Raw genomic sequence first — 18,798 nt, 5'->3', positions numbered from 1 at the left:
GGCCCTGAAACCTATTAGACCATAGTCTAGATTGACCGAATCTGCATATTGTCGAATGCTTGTAACACATTACAAACGCATGAAATTGCGCTTTATAAAAACTAATCCATCTGTTGAATAATCACAACGAGGAACTCGATATGCAACGTTTAACCACCGCTTTACTAGCGAGCACTTTAGTGGCTAGCGGCTTAGCAAGCATGGCAAACGCTTCTGCAGAAACCGAATTTAGTTACGGCGGCTATATCAAATTAGATGCCATGATTAGCCGAACCGATAGCGGTTCATTGCCTTCAGGCAGCATTGGCAGAGATTTTTACATTCCGGGCCTTACGCCAGTAGGTAACAGTGATAGTAACACCTACACCGATTTTCACGCTCGGGAAACACGATTCTTCTTTCGTGCCGAACAAACGTTAGAAAACGGTGAGCAAATTTCTGGCTATGTTGAGTTTGATTTTCTCGGCACGCCAGGTGGTGATAAGCGCATTACCAACTCCTATTCGCCGCGCGTGCGCCACGCCTTTATTCAATACCGAAACTGGATGGCCGGCCAATACTGGAGTAATTTCCAAGATGTTACCATTATTCCGGAAGCACCTGATTTTGTAGGTGCGCCCGATGGCATTGTGTTTAATCGGCAGCCACAAATTCGGTATACCATGGCGAATGGTTGGAGTTTCTCAGTAGAAGCACCGGAAACCACGGTAACACCTAATATGGGCGGCACCAGCCGCGTAACCACCGGTGATACCGCCATGCCCGATCTTACCGCGCGCTACCAAACTAAAATCGATAATGTTCATTATAGCGTGGCGGCTATTGTGCGGCGACTCGAGTATCGTAAAGACGGCGTGAACGATACCATTAATGGCTACGGTATTAACCTCTCAACCAAAATTGAGCTGGGTAAGCATGATATACGTGCAGGCTTCGTATATGGTGAAGGCCTTGGCCGTTACGTGGGTATTAACTCTGTGAACGGAGCTGTAGTTGATGATGCGCTAAACCTTGATACCTTGGGCTACACCGGTGTTACTTTGGCATATCGCCATGTTTGGAGCGATAAATACCGCACAAACTTTATTTTTTCCCGCGGCATGTTCGATGATAAGCGCGAGTTTACCGGTATTGATGCCAACGATCACACCCAGCGTATTGCTGCTAACTTGATGTATCAAGTGAACGAAAAGCTTGTGGTGGGAGCTGAATTAAGCCGTGCTAACCGGGAACTGCTCAGCGGCGATGATGGCAATCTCGATCGTTTCCAAGTGAGCGCAACTTATGCATTTTAACCGTTCAGCGTAAGTGTTCAGCAAGTGAGCGCTTACGCCACCACTTTCCTTAGTTACCTCTCTTAATTTTTGGTAAACTCCGATACTCAGTTATCTTTGCGAGTGTCGGAGGTTTTTTATGTCAGAGCAGAAGCAAACCAAAAACGACATCGACCTGTTTCGCGAAATGATGCAGGACGTGAAGCCCTTACCACAAAAAGAAATAGCTACCGTTAAAACACCGGCAGCATCGGCCGAGAGCCTAGAAGAACGCCGCCGCGCCGCCGAAGCAAAAATAGAAGAAGATGCCGCCGCCGCGTTAAGCGAAGAAGTGCGCGAATGGGTAGCACCTACCGATGTGATTGGTTGGAAACATGACGGGGTGCAAGATGGCGTATACCGACAATTAAAACGGGGTAACTACGAGCCACAAGCCACACTTAACTTGCATCGATTGCGAGTAAGCGAAGCGCGCCGCGAGGTGGCTAGCTTTATTCAAGAGTGCTACCGCACCGGCGTACGCACCGCACTCATCATTCATGGCCAAGGTTTGAAGAGCCAACCTAGGCCTGCCTTACTGAAAAGTTTGTGCCATCAATGGCTCCCTGAACTCGAGCCCGTATTAGCCATTCACACCGCCCAAAAGTTTCACGGCGGCTCCGGCGCCAGCTATGTCATGATACGGAAAAATTCGGCTGTTAAACTAGCTACTAAAGAACAAAACCGTAAACGGTAAACGTTGTTTACCTTAGTTTAAATATAGGAATACCAAGATGTTGATATCAAGCCAGCCATTTAAACGCACCTTGCTATTAAGTGCCACGCTTTTGAGCCTCGCCGTACCTTTCAGTGTGAATGCTCATGATCATGACGATAGCGATAAAGAGCCAGAAAAACCTAAGCAAATCATTTTAGTGATTGCCGATGGTATGGGCCACCCGTTCGTATCTGCCTATCGGTATTTTAAAGATGGCCGTAATCACACGATGGCCGCTGATGTTGAGCAAACCATTTTCGATCGTTACCTCGTAGGCAGCGCCAGCACCTACCCTGCCGATGATACGCTAGTAACCGATTCGGCCGCGAGCGCTACCGCCCTCGCTACTGGAGTAAAAACCTACAATGGCGCTATTTCAGTAGATGCTGATGGTAATCCGATCCCAACCATCATGCACAAAGCGCGGGATTTAGGTTGGCAAACGGCAGCTATTGCCACCACACGGGTAACCCACGCAACCCCGGCATCATTTTTTACCCATGTGCCCTCGCGCCGCATGGAAGATGAAATTGCTGATCAGTTCGCAGTGGTAGATGATAATGGCTTACCCATGTTTGATTTACTCCTCGGTAGCGGCCGCAAACATTTTGTTCTCGAAGATGAAAATGGCAATCGTGTAAGCCATTTACGCACATTGAACAACCGCGGTGTTCGCGTTGTTGAAAGCTATGAGCAACTGCAAACTCAGCAGCGCTTGCCACTGCTTGGCCTATTTCATGACGATGCATTCCCGTTTGTGATCGACGATCAAAAACGTTTAGAGCTAATGGCAAGAGAGGGCTTACGGTTACTCGGCAACAGCGAAAAGCCCTTCGTGTTAATGATTGAAGCCTCGATGGTAGATTGGTGTGGCCACGCTAACGATATCGCCTGTGCGATGCATGAAATGGCGGAGCTTGATGATTTAATGCTGTTTTTAGAAGAATATGCCGAAGGCCGCGATGACACGCAAATCATCTTAACCGCGGATCACAGCACCGGCGGTTTAACTTTGGGCGCTGATGGTGATTACAAATTCCGTGCCGGTGATATTCATAATGTAGGCCGAAGCCTACGCGTGATGGCTACTGAGCTCAACGATATGCCCGCTGTTGATTGGGATGCCTATATCGATGAATATCTGCCGTTCACGTTAACAACGGAGCACCAAACCGCTCTCACCGATGTAGCCGCGAGCACTAGCGAGCGCCGCCGCGCCGAAATCCAAGCCATTTTGATTGATATCGTGCGCTTTCACACCGGCGCCGGTTGGACCACAGGCGGACACACCGGTGAAGATGTACCGGTAATCGCCATTGGCCCATGGTCAGAAAACTTCAAAGGCGCCCAAGATCACATCGACATCGCCACCCAACTCATCGATTGGGTACAGAACTAAAAACTCCGGCTTGGCTGCGGCATGGATGTCAGCGGCTTCCGGCGGGGCTGTGGATGCCAGTCAGAACCGCTCAAGCACATCCATGTGACGCTGTGTACCGCGCCATCCTTGGCGCGGACACTTCTGCCTGGCATCCACAGCCCCACCTCACGCCACTGAATTCCATGCCGCAGACACCCAGCTTTGCCCGTAGCCTTCCACAAACGCGCCTTCGCCCACAGATCCGCCTCGGGCGCCCTGCAGAACCGCAGTTCACCACATGAACCATAATTTTGTCGGCGCAAACTCGAGCTTTAGAAGAAAGATGATGGGCTGATCTGAAAACGATTGGCGAGTTTAATAATATGTTCTTTCGTCAGATTTCGTTTACCAGCAAGTACTTGCGAAACCATGCTTTTTTTCCGATTTCGTGCTCAAAATCCGCTGTTTTTAAACCATATTGATCCATTAATACACGCAACATTGCTACACCAGAATCAACGTCAGCCATTTTTTTATTAAAGCCCGCGAACTCATGGCGCGAGCTGGGCCTGTGGGTGCTGGCGGGTTTTTGGGAGGTTATGTGAGAAGCCGGGTGTCTGCCGCATGGATGCGGCAGCCAAGCCTACATGGACGTATTTACGGCGTCCCGGATTAGCACATAACCTCCCAGAAACTGAGCTGGCACCCACAGGCCCAGCGGAAGCCGCTGATCTCCGTGCGCAGCCAAGCCTGGGGGTTACGAGCCGAAGTAGCGGCGGGCGTTGCGGAAAATGCGCAGCCAGGCGCCGTCTTCGCCCCAGGATTCGGGGTACCATGAATTACTAATGGCGCGGAATACTCGCTCCGGATGAGGCATCATAATTGCCACCCGACCGTCGGCGCTGGTGAGGCCAGTAATGCCTTGCACCGAGCCATTCGGATTCGCCGGATAGGTTTCCGTTATTTCGCCATAGTTATCCACATAGCGCAAAGCCACCTGCTTGCCTTTCGCCAAGCCCGCAAGCGCAGCATTACCATCACCGCGGCTAAATTCTACCCGGCCCTCACCATGGGAAACCGCAATAGGCATTCGCGAGCCTGCCATGCCGCTGAACCACGGTGAATTGTTATCTTGCACCTCAACCATGGCCACCCGCGCCTCGAAACGTTCAGAGCGATTGGTAACAAAATGGGGCCAGTGCTCCGTGCCTGGGATCAGTTCATGTAAATTTGAAAGCATCTGGCAACCGTTACACACACCCAAAGTGAGCGTATCTTCACGAGCAAAGAAGTTTGCAAATTGCTCACGGGCGTTGGCGTTAAACAAAATAGATTTCGCCCAGCCCTCGCCTGCACCCAAAACATCACCGTAAGAGAAACCACCACACACAGCCAATGCTTGGAAGCCATCCAAAGTAACGCGGCCACTAAGAATATCGCTCATGTGCACATCAATCGCAGTGAAACCGGCTCTATCGAATGCTGCCGCCATTTCATAATGGGAATTTACACCCTGCTCCCGCAAAATTGCGATACGCGGTGAGAAGCCTTTTAAAATATGCGATGCCGCCACATCTTTTGCCGGATCAAAGCTCAATTGCGCGCTTAAACCAGGATTGTTTACATCTTGCTTGGCTACAAATTCTTCATCAGCACAAGCCGGATTATCACGTAACCGCTGCATCTGGTGCGTTGTTTCTGCCCATATGGCACGCAATGCTGAACGCTTCTCTTGATAAATAATCGTATCAGCTTGCACTATACGAATCTCATCTTGGCTACTCACGCGGCCAATATCTAAATACATATCCGCATAACCGGCCGCTTCGCACTTCGCCTGAATTTGCGCTGCAACTTCCGCGCTCACTTGCAACACAGCGCCTAGTTCTTCGCTGAACAGAGCAGCAATCGCATCAACATTATTCGGTAGCTGTAACTCAACTCCACAGTTGCCAGCAAAAGCCATTTCAGCGGCAGTTACGAAAACACCACCATCAGAGCGATCGTGGTACGCCAAAAGCTCTTTGTTAGCTACCAGCTCTTGTGTTAACTCAAAGAAGAAACGCAGCTCCGCAGGGGCTTCTAAATCAGCCGGCACATCACCCAACTCACGGTAAACCTGCGCTAACGCAGAGCCACCTAAGCGATTTTTCCCGCGGCCTAAATCAAGCAATACTAAACGTGCATCATCGCGTTCACTGCGCAGCATGGGGGTAACCGTTTTGCGCACATCCGTTACTCGGCCAAACGCGGTTATCACCAATGATAGTGGCGATATAACCGCCTTATCCTTGCCGTTCTCCTGCCAACGCGTTTGCATCGACATAGAATCTTTACCCACCGGAATAGTGATACCCAGCTCTGGGCAAAGCTCCTCGCCAATGGCTTTTACCGCCTCGTATAATCCAGCATCTTCACCTGGGTGGCCCGCAGGTGCCATCCAGTTGGCGGAAAGTTTAATGTGTTTAAAATCACCAATCGCGGTACCAGCGATATTCGTAATCGCCTCCGCTACGGCTAAACGCGCAGAAGCGCCATGGTTCAGCAATGCCACTGGGGTGCGCTCACCCATCGACATAGCCTCGCCCGCATAACTATCGTATGAGGCGGCCGTAACACCACAATCAGCCACCGGAATTTGCCAAGGCCCAACCATCTGATCCCGCGCCACCAAGCCTGTTACGCTGCGATCACCAATCGTAATTAGAAAGGTTTTTTCCGCGATAGCCGGCAAGCGCAACAAGCGATTTACGGCATCCGCTATTTGCATCGTATCCGTAGCCAACGCGGTATTTTCTACTTTGCTGGATTGGGCCTCTCGATGCATTTTGGGCGTTTTACCCAGCAGCACATTGAGTGGCATATCCACCGGGTAATTATCAAATACTTCATCGTACAAACGTAGAGTTTGCGCTTCTGTGGCTTCGCCTACTACCGCAAAGGGTGCACGCTCGCGTTTACATATTTGCTCAAACGCGGCTAGGCGTTCCGGCGCAATCGCAATAACATAACGCTCTTGCGATTCATTGCTCCACACCGCCATTGGCGACATGCCCGGTTCATCATTTGGAATCGCGCGTAATTTAAACTCGCCACCGCGGCCACCATCGTTCACTAATTCAGGCAAGGCATTAGATAAACCGCCGGCACCCACATCGTGAATAAATACAATTGGGTTTTCTTCACCAAGCTGCCAGCAGCGGTCAATCACTTCTTGGCAACGGCGTTCCATCTCTGGGTTTTCCCGCTGTACCGAGGCAAAATCCAGCGCTTCAGAGGAATCGCCCGAGGCCATAGAAGAGGCCGCACCGCCACCCAAGCCAATATTCATAGCCGGCCCGCCGAGTACAACAAGAGGCGCCCCTACCGGAATATCGTGCTTTTCTACATGTTCTTCACGGATATTGCCTAAACCACCCGCGATCATAATAGGCTTGTGGTAGCCCCGTACTTCCATGCCATTGAAGCTGTTTACTTTCTCTTCATAGGTGCGGAAGTAACCAAGAATATTCGGCCGGCCAAATTCGTTATTAAACGCGGCACCGCCCAGTGGCCCTTCAATCATAATATCTAGCGCACTAACAATGCGTTCTGGGCGCCCAAAATCTTCTTCCCAAGGCTGCTCAAATCCGGGAATACGTAAATTCGAAACCGAAAAGCCAACCAACCCTGCTTTTGGTTTTGCGCCAATACCAGTGGCGCCTTCATCACGAATTTCTCCTCCTGAGCCAGTAGCTGCGCCAGGATAGGGTGAAATCGCGGTAGGGTGATTATGAGTTTCCACTTTCATCAAAATATGAATCGGCTCACCGTGATAATGATATTCGGCACTGCCCGCTACGGGGAAGAAACGGCCGGCTTCAGAGCCTACCATCACCGCGGCATTATCTTTGTAGGCCGATAACACGTATTCAGGCGTTACTTCATAGGTGCGCTTAATCATTTTAAATAATGATTTTTCTTGTGCTACACCATCGATTGTCCATGAAGCGTTAAAAATTTTATGCCGGCAATGTTCGGAGTTTGCCTGAGCAAACATATACAGCTCGGCATCAACCGGGTTGCGGCCTAGCTTCTCGAAATTCTCTGTGAGGTAATCAATTTCATCATCCGCCAATGCCAAACCTAAACTTTGGTTGGCATCAACTAGGGCTTGCCGCCCTGCGTTGATAATATCTACCGACGTAAAAGGTGCTGGGCTTTGCTCGGTAAAAAGTGCCGCAGCATCAGATAAATCTGAGAATGTGCTCTCTGTCATGCGATCGTGCAACAACGCGCTCGCTTGCTTGAGCTGCTCAGGGTTTAAATTGCCTGTTAAATAATAGGCAATACCACGTTCAATTCGCTCAACATTACTCAAGCCGCAATTGTGGGCAATGTCCGTTGCCTTCGAAGCCCATGGCGAAATGGTGCCAATGCGCGGCGTTACAAGAATTAAGTGCCCGCTTAGTGTATGTGCTTCACGCTGTGGCCCGTAGGTGAGTAGTTTATCTAAAACTTGCTTTTCATTTTCTGCTAATGCAGCGTTAGCCCCCTCTTTCGTGCTATGCACAAAATGCACGAACTCAGCATAAATGGCATTAATTGGTAAGCCTACGCTGTGTAAACGTTGACTAAGCTTCTCGGCACGAAAATCGGACAAAGCAGGTGAACCACGAAGGATATCCACGGGTTGAGCTCCAGATTACTTTGAGGAATGAAGATGGGCTCATATTATAAAGAAAATGACACTAAGTTGCGACATAAATGACAATGCAGAAATCGTGTTGTTCTGTTATAACTAGCGGTATGAAACTATCAACCGAGTTGCAACAACAGCCATGAACCTTGTTTCAAAAGATAGCGCTTGGCCGGCAATGCCTATTATTTTGCTCCTTGCACTGATATTTAGCCTATCGGGTTGTGGCCGCGAGCGCGTGGATCAAAATCAATTGGAGCGTATCCAAGAACGCGGTGTGTTGCGGGTTGGCACCATGATGAGCCCAGTGAATTACTATTATGGGGCAGATAATTTAGAAACAGGATTCGAGTTTGAGTTAGCCGCTAACCTAGCAAACCAGTTAGGGGTAGAGCTGGAAATGAGCACGAGTTACGAGCTCCGTGATTTATGGCGCAAACTTGAATACGGTGACATTGATTTTGTTGCTGCGGGCATTGATGTAACCGAACCGCGCTTAGAGTGGTTGAAGTTTACCCCGGCTTATCACAACGTTGAACAAAAACTGGTTTTTCGCCAAGGCGCGCAAAATCGCCCACGTAATTGGGATGATGTAACCGGCACGATTCGTGTAGTTGCGGGCAGTAGCCATGAGGAACACTTGCGCGAGCTGAGCAAAACTTATCCGCATTTACAATGGACAAGTACTCACCTCTATGATGCCGATGAAATTCTTGAGCATGTTATTCAAGGGAAATACGATTACACCATTGCCGATTCTCATCATTTAGACATTAAGCGCCGTGCTTTTCCAAATCTAAGTATTGCGTTTACTACTCGCGATTCTGTGCCTATAGCTTGGGCATTTCGCGGTGGCCATGATGATTCACTTTACGCGGCAGCGGTTGAATATATTGGCCGTCAGCACGAGGGTGGCGAAATCGCGCAACTGATCGACCGCTATTTTGGCCATGTGGCGAACTTTAATTTCGTAGATACACGTGCTTTTATTGCCGCTACCGAGCAGGTATTGCCCAACTACTTAGATTATTTTCAAGAATATTCCGGTGATTTAGATTGGCGCTTACTAGCCGCGGTAAGTTATCAAGAATCACACTGGAACCCACGTGCGCGTTCGGTTACCGGCGTGCGCGGGTTAATGATGCTAACCCTGCCTACGGCGCAAGATATGGGGGTGAATAGCCGATTAGATCCCCAGCAAGCCATACGTGGTGGTGCCGAATATTTGCGCCGGTTACATCAGCGCTTACCTGATCGCATTACAGAGCCGGATCGCACATGGTTAGCACTTGCCGCTTACAACGTGGGTTTGGGACACTTGGAGGATGCGCGAATTATTACTCAGCGCCAAGGTGGAAACCCCGATTATTGGATTGATGTTCGTGAGCGTTTACCCCTGCTTCGGCAAAAACAATTCTATCGCACTACGCGCTTTGGCTTTGCTCGAGGCGATGAACCGGTTAAATACGTAGAGAATATTCGCCGTTACTTTGATACGCTGGTATGGCTCGATGAACAGGGGCGGTTGCCCGTTTCAGACACAGATTACGCCAACATTACACAACCTGCGGAAAGGGCTGAAGAGCAATGAAACTAAAATCCAGATTCATCAAAAATGAACGCCGCCGGCAATTATGGAAGCGCCATAGCAGAAACATTGTAGATCGCCGAAATAAATGGTTTTACCTTACCGAAACCAAGTTGCGGCCACCTGTTTGCCCGCATACGCCAGATCCAGAATATTTGGATTTTCAGGCGCTTAAAGATTAGGCTTTAAGCGCTTTTTTAGTGCTTTTTTGCGTTCCCGCTGGGCACTAAAGAAGCCCGAGAGCTGTACGGCACAATCGGCTTGCAACACGCCACTGGTGATTGCAATTTGATGATTCAGCTCCGGGTGTTGGAGTAAGTTCATTAAACTGCCCGCAGCGCCTGTTTTCAGATCTGGCGTGCCATACACTAAACGGCCAATGCGGCTATGCACGAGCAAGCCTGCGCACATTGGGCACGGCTCGAGCGTTACATACAAGGTAGTTTCTAATAATCGATAGTTGCCGATTTCTTGGGCGCCTTGGCGAATGGCTTCAAACTCCGCGTGCAACGAGGGATCGCAGCCCCCAATTACGCGATTGCGGCCAACCCCAATAATTTCGTTGTTGTGCACTAATACCGCACCCACAGGCACTTCGCCATCGGCTTCGGCCTGTGCTGCCAAAGCGATGGCTTTGCGCATATAAACTTCATCCAGTTCCTGTTGCGCTGCCGAAGTAAAGTCTGTGCTCATTTGTACTTATTTCCTTTCTCATGCAACGGCAATATGTTTAAACCCGGCAGTTTAGGCACTGGCAATCCAAATCCCCGCCACAATATAACCAGCGGTTGCCAAGGTTGCGGCTAACAGGGCATAGGGTAGCTGGGTTCGCACGTGATCGATGTGTTCGGAGCCAGAAGCTAACGAAGCGATAATTGTGGTATCACTAATGGGCGATGAGTGATCACCGAAGATGCCACCAGCCAGCGCCGCACCCACGAATAACGCTACTGGAAGATCGAGGCCGAGCGCCAGCGGAATGGCAAGCGGCAACATAATAGCAAAAGTGCCCCAGCTTGAACCAATGGCAAAGGCGGTAAGCGCTGATAATAGGAAAATTAAAGCGGGCAACAGCCAAATAGGCAAACTGGCATTCAAAATGCCGGCTAGGTATTCGCCAGACCCCAAGGTACGGGTAGCATCGCCGAGGGCAATGGCAACCCACAAAATAATGGCAAGTGGCAATATCTTCCAAGCTCCGCGCAAAATTGCACTTAGAATAACTTTGCTCGATGCGCCCAAGCTCCATACCGTGCCGGCGATGGCAATGCCAAGCGCAACCATAATAGCGGTGAACACACTCACCATGCCATCACCGGAAACAATGCGCCCTTCCCCAGTAATATAGAGCATAACCGGCACCATCAGCACCATAGTCACCAAGCTGATAATAACGGTGTACAGCGCACCTTTATTCACCGTTTCATTATTCACTTTTGCCATGGGCTTTTGCACATGGTTGCTACTGACTTGTTGTTCAAAACCCTTCATTGGCCCGAATGCCCAGCCCGTCCAAGCCACAAAGAGCGCGAGAAATAAGGCAATAATGGCGTAAAAGTTCAGGCCTATGGACGCCACAAAGGTACTGATCGGATCGTTAATTCCTTGGTTCCCGATAAGGCCAATATTGAAGGCGCCCCAAGCGTTCAGAGGAATCAAAATGCATATCGGTGCGCAGGTAGAATCAATGAGATAGGCTAATTTCTGCCGAGAAATCCCCAGTTGATCGTAAACTGGGCGTGAAGTGGTACCTGATGTCATGATGGAAACATTGGATTCAATAAACACCAACACCCCCAAGATCCAGGTAAACATTCGCGCTCGGCGCTTATTCGGAACCAACTGCTTTTGCTGCAAGGCGGCAACAAAGTGGCGAAAGGTGCCACCGCGTTCGAGCACTCCAAACAAGGCGCCAATGGCTAAAGTAAAACCCCAGATAAGCTGATTGGAAGGGTCGATGAGAACTTCACCTAAGCTACTTACCCCGGAAATAACACCAGTGCCCAAGCTCGGCATAAATAACAACACGTGGGCCAAAAGCACACCACCCAACAGAGCTAACACCACCTTCCGCGTGATGATGGCAAAAAGAATGGCTAACAATGATGGTAATAAGCTTAACCAACCGAGCTCTGTATTCATGAAGTAGGCCTTATTTGCTTTTGTTATGTTGCGATTCTATCACTAAACTTAAAACAAAACTTTAGCGCAAAAATAACATGATGGGTAAGGCGTTTGTGCCGCAGCATGAAAAAAGCCACTCGTGTGCACGAGTGGCTTTTGATTACTGCCTTATTGGTTATTTTGGCGTTAATTATTCCGGCGCACGCTCTACTTCTGCGGTACCTGAAATTAAGGTAACAAAACGAGCGCCCGTTTCCGCATTAACGCGAAACTCTACTTCTGCTTCACCATCTGGACGTAACTCATCACCCGCTAGAATCTCGAACTCATCATTGATTTCCAAGCTCACAACTACCGGTTCCGGATCCGTAGGTTCTGGTTCCGGTGCCGGTGTAGCTTGCGGCGGATTTACCGTATCAAATTGCGTTGGGCCATCGCTGCCACCACAGGCGGCTAAGCCGAACGCAGCAACCATAATGAGTGCAGCTTTAAGTGCCGTATTAATGATAATTTTCATAAAATATCCTCTTTTCTCGCTGCTTATTCAAATACGATTGGGTTGCTCACTCTCATGCGAATACGCGCGTTTACGCCATTTTCATCATGTAAGTGAATACTTGCATCTGCTGGAATAGTTACCGAGCTTGGTAACACATCACCCAAAGTAGTGCAGCTTTCTGTACATTGCTCGAAGCGCGCAATAATTTCGCTGTTCAACATGATAACGCGGGCACTCAAGCCTTCTTCATTTTGCACCGCTATCTGTTGCTCATAACCATCTTCCGTTGCCATTAACGCGCCAGTAGCCAAGAAGCCTTCGGCATTCACCATTAAGGTTTCACCGCTAAAGTTTGTGCGCGTGCTGTGCACTTGTTGCGGCATAACACTGAAATGCACATCAACATCGCCCGCAGCGTATTCAACAACACCATGCTCGGTATCCGTAAAACCAACTTGGCTACCCGCACTATGCACCGCAACCTCCGCGCCTTCGGCCGTTAACTCAATAAAGCCGTTGGCATCTAAAGCGAAGTTCAATACATCGTTGCTGGCAGTGAATCGGGCTACGAAATCATCGTTTGCCAAAGGTATTACGAGTTCTGCCGGTACAACATTTGCTGTTACACCAGCCACTGAGCTTGAGAACATAGAGGCCACATCATCTAACCATTGCTCTATGAACAGTGCGCCGTTAGCTAGCACTTCAAGTTCAAGGTTATTTACTGTGGCAGAGTAAACAGCACCGAACAAATCAGTTTGCCAACCACTCGCCGTTATCCCATCCATGTTGTTACTGGTTGGCTGGGTATCTTGAATAGGCTGAGGCCCTAAATCTACGTTGATCAGCTCACCATCAGCCGTTGCTATACTCAACGCGTTGCCTTCAATCACCGCATCAATTAATTGCAACTCAGTACCTGCCCAAAGGTAACTCACACCACTTGTTTGAGCTTCACCATCAAGCGTTAGGTTGCCCATGCTATCTAGCAACAAGTTTTGCTCACCTTTAGTGATTGCGAATGCGCCTGTTATCGCAGATTCTGCCGACACACCCGCATCAGCACTACTAATTAAGGTTAGGCTTCCTTCAATTACAGAGAAGAAGTTAGCTAAACCAGCATTCGTTGTAACTACCGCACGCAATTGCTCATAACCATCATCGGTGATTACTTGTGCTTGGTAATCGGCAGTAAACTCGATCTCTGCTTGCTCGTTGGCGTAAACGCTAGTGGTTTCTGTTTCACTTGCAGTGGTTAGCGCTAGTGGCATTTCGTTGCCGGCTAAAACATGCAAGGTATGATTGCCCACTTTAACTTCCCACATGCCATCTTCTGCAAGAGTAATCGCTTCTGCAGCCGCTGCGAAATGCACTTGATAATCATGCACAGCAGAAGTTACTTGTAGTTCCAGTACGCGGTTATTTGGGCTCACCAACAAGTTAGCATCCACTAACCGCTCACCCATTTCATAGCGAACTTCAATGCTCGTATTCTCACTACCCGGTACGGTGAAGCGTTCAACCGTAGCGTTACTTGGCAAGTTTACGCCGCGTGGTAACGCTGTTTCAGGATCAACCGGCGCCGGTGTTTCAAAGAAGAAATCAACCACGATTGGATCATGATCCGATGAACGGAATGGTGCAGTACCAGTGAAGTTTGCTGGCTTCGGAATCGAGCTAGAAGGTAAGTTTCCTAGTGTGTAATTAAACACCGGAAGCTCATCGCTGTTAATGTGCCAAGCGCGCGCATCAACCATATTTTGCGCCATAGAACTATTCACTACGGCATGATCTAAGCTACCTGATTGGCCTTGGAACACATAGCTATACACTTCTGGATTATCAAAATTAGCTGCAATCGCCGCATTCACGTAACCATTTGTGTATAACGCTGCTAAAGGATCTTCTTGCGCATAGGCATTAAAATCACCTAACACAATGGTATGATCACTATCAGCCGACGTTGGGTTGCTATCTAACCAGCGAGCTAAGGCTTGTGAAGAAAGCGTACGCCACTCATTCCAGCAGCCTTGGCCATCACCTGCATCGCTGTTCGCACCGGAAGCACCAGAGCAAGATTTCGCTCGTAAGTGCAATGCCACAGCCGTGAACTGATAGAAATCATCAGCAATGAATGTTTGTGCCAGCGCAGGGCGTTGGCGGGAACTATCAAAATCAGGATCCACGCTGCTATCAAGAACTGCGAAATCACCTACGGTGGCAATACTTTCAGTGCGGTAGATAAAGCCGTTCTTAATAGCATCCGTGCCAACAAAGCCTGTTGCTACATAATCCCAAACTTCAGAACCCTGGTTTTCATTTAACGCGTTAACTAGCGCTTGCAGCGTAGAATCATCAGCGTCGTTTTCAATTTCCACCAATGCCACTACATCAGCATCTAATGCCGCAATAGCACCGGTTAACTTGGCTAATTGTAATTCCAATTCTTCGCTAGTTGATGCACCACGGCAGCTCAGTTCATTCGGGCCACAGCTACCACTTAAAGTGGTGAACAGGTTTTCAACGTTTAAGGTTGCCAAGCGCAGGTTGCTACCTGCAGCACGAACCACTGGCTCTGGCCGTTCGTTGGCACCTTGCACAAATGGAATTTCAGTACCCACGTGCACACGATAAGAACCGAAGCTATACCCCATGTGGCCAGTTACATCAGTTTCCACCAAGAAACCGTTGCGAATTGGGTTTTCAAAATTAACTTCGCTACCATCAATGCCACTTAAGAATGGGGTGCGGTAGGTGCCGGTGCGCGCGTTATCAAATATTAATTTGTTTCGCGCATTTTCTTCCAATACTGCACGAGCAGCTTCGCCCGGCGCTGCAACCTGCGTTGGTTCAAATAAACGGCCGTTAGATACTTGGATTTCACCAAAGCGCACAGCACTGAATACTTCAGTAACCGTGAGCGGCTGTTCACTGCTCACGAGCATACCCTCAAGCGATTCCAAATCAGTGAAGTTCTCAATAGGTAACGAGAAATTCGCCGCGGAAACGGTATCGAGCTCACCGGTAGCACAGATTTCTACATTAGTAACATCGCTAATTTGCGTATTGTAGAAGTATTCGCTTACCGTGCCTTGCACCCGAACTACATCACCTTCCGCAAGCGGCACACCAAAACCAGCATCATATACAAAGATGCCTTCTGAGGTGAGGGGGTTGCTATCGGCATTTTCTGATTTTTCTTGCAAGAAGAAGCCGCCTAAACCACCGTCGCTGGTATCTTGGTAAACACCCGTTACTACTGCTTCAACTTGAACTTGGGCACCCTGCATTTGACTTTGGAAACCAAAACCTTGCACTTGGTGAATGCGAGTTACTGGCGCACCACAAGCAAACTCAACTGGATCGAAAGGCGCCATTAACGCACTCATATCCAACTGGGCGATTCGCCACGTGCCACATTCGCCACTTTCGTAATTAAAACGAAACGCGATATGGGCAACACCTTCTAGAGCTTGCAGTTCCTCGAAACCAGCAAAGCGTTCCGGTGCGTTATTACTCGAGAAATCACTACTATTAACAGTAGTGAGCAATACCCAATCTTCTGGGTTAACCGCATCACCGTTTTGCGGCACCGTGGTGTAGTAAACTTCAAGCGGGTTATCACCAGGGAAGCCACGCGCGATATCAAAGTTCAAGCGCTCATCGATTTGGCTATCAAGGTTAATCGCAGGTGAGATCAACCAGTTATCATTAGCTTGGCAGCCGCTAACAAAAGGTGAGAAAGAAATATTGCCAAAGCTACCGTTCCAATCCCAGCGCTGTTCGCCAGATACAGCAACTTCACTCCAGCCCATCTCAAATGGGTTTGAGCTAAAATCTTTGTTGTATACGGTAATTCGGTCGGCATCGGCCGCACTTAAAGCCGTTACTTGCACGTTATCAAAGCGGTTATTACCGCTGGTAGACGTTGCACCTGTTAGGGTTACGCGCACGAACACATTTGCTTGATCATTAAGTTCGCTGATAGCGGATAAATCGTAGCTGCGAGCTTGGTAACTGCTACTTAACGCGCCACTATCGGTCTCCACTGTTGTGAAGGTTTCACCATCTAAAGAGTAGGCCACAACGCGCTCAACGAAGCCCGTACTTGAACCACGTTGTGCCCAGCTTACTTCTAAATCCACCAGCCCGGTCATATCAATCATTAACTCGAATGATGCACCATTATTTGCGGTATCCGTGCCACCACGAATAGCTAAATCTCGGCCAGCTGGAAAGCTAGAATCTAAACGGTTCGTTGTTGTGCCAGTAAAATCGGCGATACCATCAGCGTAATCACCTATATTCACCAAAGTGAACATAGCGCGATTACCAACATCGGGGGTTAAAGGAAATGAGTTTTCCGTGAATTCGCCTTGGTTAAAACTCCAGTAACCAAGTACTTCGCGATCGTTAGCCTGCACTGTTGTTGCGAGCAACAACAGTGCAGCCGTGAATAGCGCCTTAATGAAAACCTTCATGAGGTAGCTCCAAGCATATTTAAGTTATTAAAATAATTAAAATGGCTTTGGAGTATAGCGCTTGATTATTACAAAATCTTTACATCATTTTGTATAGTGAAAAACACTCAACTAACGGATAAGCTTCACTATTCCCACTCAATAGTAGCGGGAGGCTTTCCAGATACATCGTATACAACTCGAGAAATACCGTCGATTTCGTTAATAATTCGATTCGAAACTCGGCCCAAAAGTTCGTAGGGTAAATGTGCCCAATGCGCCGTCATAAAATCGATGGTTTCTACCGCACGTAAAGAAATTACCCAATCATATTTACGCGCATCGCCCATTACGCCTACTGAACGCACCGGCAAGAATACGGCAAAAGCTTGGCTTACTTTGTGATAAAGCTCCGCTTTGTGTAACTCCTCAATGAAAATAGCATCTGCACGGCGGAGTAAATCGCAATACTCTTTCTTCACTTCGCCCAACACTCGCACGCCTAAGCCCGGCCCAGGGAAAGGATGGCGGAACAACATATCGTAGGGTAAACCCAGTTCAAGACCGATTTTACGCACTTCATCTTTAAATAATTCCCGTAACGGCTCCACCAACTTCATGCGCATACCCGGTGGTAAACCACCCACGTTATGATGAGATTTAATCACATGCGCTTTACCAGTTTTTGAGCCCGCCGATTCTATAACATCGGGGTAGATCGTGCCTTGCGCCAACCAATCCACATCAGTTAACTCATTCGCTTTTTCATCAAACACTTCAATAAACGAGCGTCCAATTGCTTTGCGCTTCGCTTCTGGCTCATCAATACCCGCTAGGGCATCTAGGAAACGATCTTCAGCATCCACACGAATAATATTCAAACCGAAATGATCGCCGAACATTTCCATCACTTGATCAGCTTCGTTTAAACGCAATAAACCGTTATCCACAAATACACAAGTAAGCTGATCACCAATTGCCCGATGTAGCAACATAGCCGTTACCGATGAATCAACACCGCCGGAAAGGCCCAGCATTACTTTTTCAGTGCCTACTTGTTCACGAATGCGATGGATTGCATCGTCGATAATCGCGCCCGGTGTCCATAGCTTTTCACACTTACAAATATCCAGCACAAAATGTTCAAGCATGCGCTGGCCTTGGCGTGTGTGAGTTACTTCCGGATGAAATTGCACACCATAAAATTGCTTTTCTTCGTTCACCATAGCTGCATGTGGGCATGTATCCGTGCGCGCTACAGTTCTGAAGCCCTCTGGAATTGCGCCTACTTTATCGCCGTGGCTCATCCACACATCTAATAGCGGCAAACCATCTTTACTTACGCCATCTTCGATATTCGCAAACAACTTACAATCCGCAATTTGCTCAACCCGCGCATAACCAAACTCGCGTAAATTAGAGCCCTGAACCGCACCACCGAGTTGTGCAGCCATGGTTTGCATGCCATAACACACTCCAAACACCGGCACACCTGCCTCGAAAACATATTCTGGCGCCCGCGGCGAGTTCGCCTCTGGCACGCTCTCGGGGCCACCCGAGAGAATAATGCCATCTGGCTTAAAGCCTTTGATATCTTCGGCATCCACATCCCAAGCCCAGAGCTCGCAATAAACGCCAATTTCACGAATTCGGCGCGCAATAAGCTGTGTATACTGCGATCCAAAATCAAGTATCAAAATTCGGTGCTGGTGAATATCCTGTGTCATGGCTTTCCCAATATCTAATTAATTCAAGGTTCTAGGATAATAATAATGCTGCGGAAAGTTACGGAAGCCAGCTTCCGTGGGGCGGCACAGCCATTGCTGGACCGCTCAAGCACATCCATGTGACGCTATGATCCGCGCCATCCTTGGCGCGGACATTCCAGCAATGGCTATGCCACCCCACTCGCGCTCTCAACTTCGTGTAACGAGCGCAGCATTATCATCATCCTATATATAAATTCATTCTATCGCTTCTAAGCCGCCCATAGAAACCTTACCTCCAGCGGTTCCCGCTGGCACCTACGGCTCACTTGGAAGCAACCTTGCCTCGTTG

Annotated in this window: 13 protein-coding genes; 5 read left to right on the top strand and 8 right to left on the bottom strand. The window is 48.8% G+C overall.

Features of this window, described 5'->3' with window-relative positions:
• The first annotated feature begins 140 nt into the window (after positions 1 to 140).
• The 3 genes from CWE08_RS03100 (at position 141) to CWE08_RS03090 (ending at position 3,430) form a co-directional block, all read left to right on the top strand.
• A complete protein-coding gene (locus CWE08_RS03100) occupies positions 141 to 1,295 on the top strand; it encodes a DcaP family trimeric outer membrane transporter (RefSeq protein ID WP_126765477.1) in 1,155 nt (384 codons plus the stop codon).
• A 118-nt stretch (positions 1,296 to 1,413) separates the two neighbouring features.
• Positions 1,414 to 2,010, top strand: a complete 597-nt coding sequence (gene smrA, locus CWE08_RS03095; protein WP_126765476.1) for a DNA endonuclease SmrA — start codon at positions 1,414 to 1,416, stop codon at positions 2,008 to 2,010.
• A gap of 37 nt (positions 2,011 to 2,047) precedes the next feature.
• Positions 2,048 to 3,430, top strand: a complete 1,383-nt coding sequence (locus CWE08_RS03090) for an alkaline phosphatase (protein WP_126765474.1) — start codon at positions 2,048 to 2,050, stop codon at positions 3,428 to 3,430.
• 293 nt (positions 3,431 to 3,723) lie between these two features.
• On the opposite strand, the gene CWE08_RS12455 is transcribed toward CWE08_RS03090, so the two are convergent.
• From CWE08_RS12455 to purL, 3 genes are all read right to left on the bottom strand, one after another.
• A complete protein-coding gene (locus CWE08_RS12455) occupies positions 3,724 to 3,822 on the bottom strand; it encodes a hypothetical protein (RefSeq protein ID WP_275540777.1) in 99 nt (32 codons plus the stop codon).
• A complete protein-coding gene (locus CWE08_RS12395; RefSeq protein ID WP_275540778.1) occupies positions 3,786 to 3,920 on the bottom strand; it encodes a hypothetical protein in 135 nt (44 codons plus the stop codon). The genes CWE08_RS12455 and CWE08_RS12395 overlap by 37 nt, the downstream gene beginning before the upstream one ends.
• A 228-nt stretch (positions 3,921 to 4,148) precedes the next feature.
• Positions 4,149 to 8,060: a phosphoribosylformylglycinamidine synthase gene (purL, locus tag CWE08_RS03080; RefSeq protein ID WP_126765472.1), complete on the bottom strand. Its 3,912-nt coding sequence runs from the start codon at positions 8,058 to 8,060 to the stop codon at positions 4,149 to 4,151.
• A 151-nt stretch (positions 8,061 to 8,211) separates the two neighbouring features.
• On the opposite strand from purL, the gene mltF reads away from it, so the two are divergent.
• On the top strand, positions 8,212 to 9,660 hold the full coding sequence (gene mltF, locus CWE08_RS03075; RefSeq protein WP_241973812.1) for a membrane-bound lytic murein transglycosylase MltF: 1,449 nt from the start codon (positions 8,212 to 8,214) through the stop codon (positions 9,658 to 9,660).
• Entirely contained in the window at positions 9,657 to 9,839 is a 183-nt protein-coding gene (locus tag CWE08_RS03070; RefSeq protein WP_126765471.1) for a hypothetical protein, read from the top strand. Before mltF ends, CWE08_RS03070 begins: the two co-directional genes overlap by 4 nt.
• Here the strand turns inward: CWE08_RS03070 and tadA are convergent.
• The 5 genes from tadA to guaA all read right to left on the bottom strand — a co-directional run bounded on the left by tadA (position 9,829) and on the right by guaA (position 18,467).
• A complete protein-coding gene (tadA, locus tag CWE08_RS03065) occupies positions 9,829 to 10,350 on the bottom strand; it encodes a tRNA adenosine(34) deaminase TadA (RefSeq protein WP_126765469.1) in 522 nt (173 codons plus the stop codon). The genes CWE08_RS03070 and tadA overlap by 11 nt on opposite strands.
• 51 nt (positions 10,351 to 10,401) lie before the next feature.
• Positions 10,402 to 11,799, bottom strand: coding sequence for a Na+/H+ antiporter NhaC family protein (locus CWE08_RS03060; RefSeq protein WP_126765467.1), 1,398 nt, complete (start codon positions 11,797 to 11,799; stop codon positions 10,402 to 10,404).
• A gap of 172 nt (positions 11,800 to 11,971) precedes the next feature.
• On the bottom strand, positions 11,972 to 12,298 hold the full coding sequence (locus tag CWE08_RS03055) for a hypothetical protein (protein ID WP_126765465.1): 327 nt from the start codon (positions 12,296 to 12,298) through the stop codon (positions 11,972 to 11,974).
• Positions 12,299 to 12,321: 23 nt separating this feature from the next.
• The gene (locus CWE08_RS03050; RefSeq protein WP_126765463.1) at positions 12,322 to 16,761 is read right to left on the bottom strand and encodes an ExeM/NucH family extracellular endonuclease; all 4,440 of its coding nucleotides are present in this window, start codon (positions 16,759 to 16,761) and stop codon (positions 12,322 to 12,324) included.
• Positions 16,762 to 16,889: 128 nt separating this feature from the next.
• The gene (gene guaA / locus CWE08_RS03045; protein ID WP_126765461.1) at positions 16,890 to 18,467 is read right to left on the bottom strand and encodes a glutamine-hydrolyzing GMP synthase; all 1,578 of its coding nucleotides are present in this window, start codon (positions 18,465 to 18,467) and stop codon (positions 16,890 to 16,892) included.
• Positions 18,468 to 18,798: the final 331 nt, after the last annotated feature.

The organism is Aliidiomarina iranensis (assembly GCF_003987135.1).
Classification (GTDB): Bacteria; Pseudomonadota; Gammaproteobacteria; order Enterobacterales; family Alteromonadaceae; genus Aliidiomarina; species Aliidiomarina iranensis.
The sequence above is the reverse complement of the archived record's forward strand: the minus strand, read 5'-3'. Positions and strand labels throughout refer to the sequence as shown.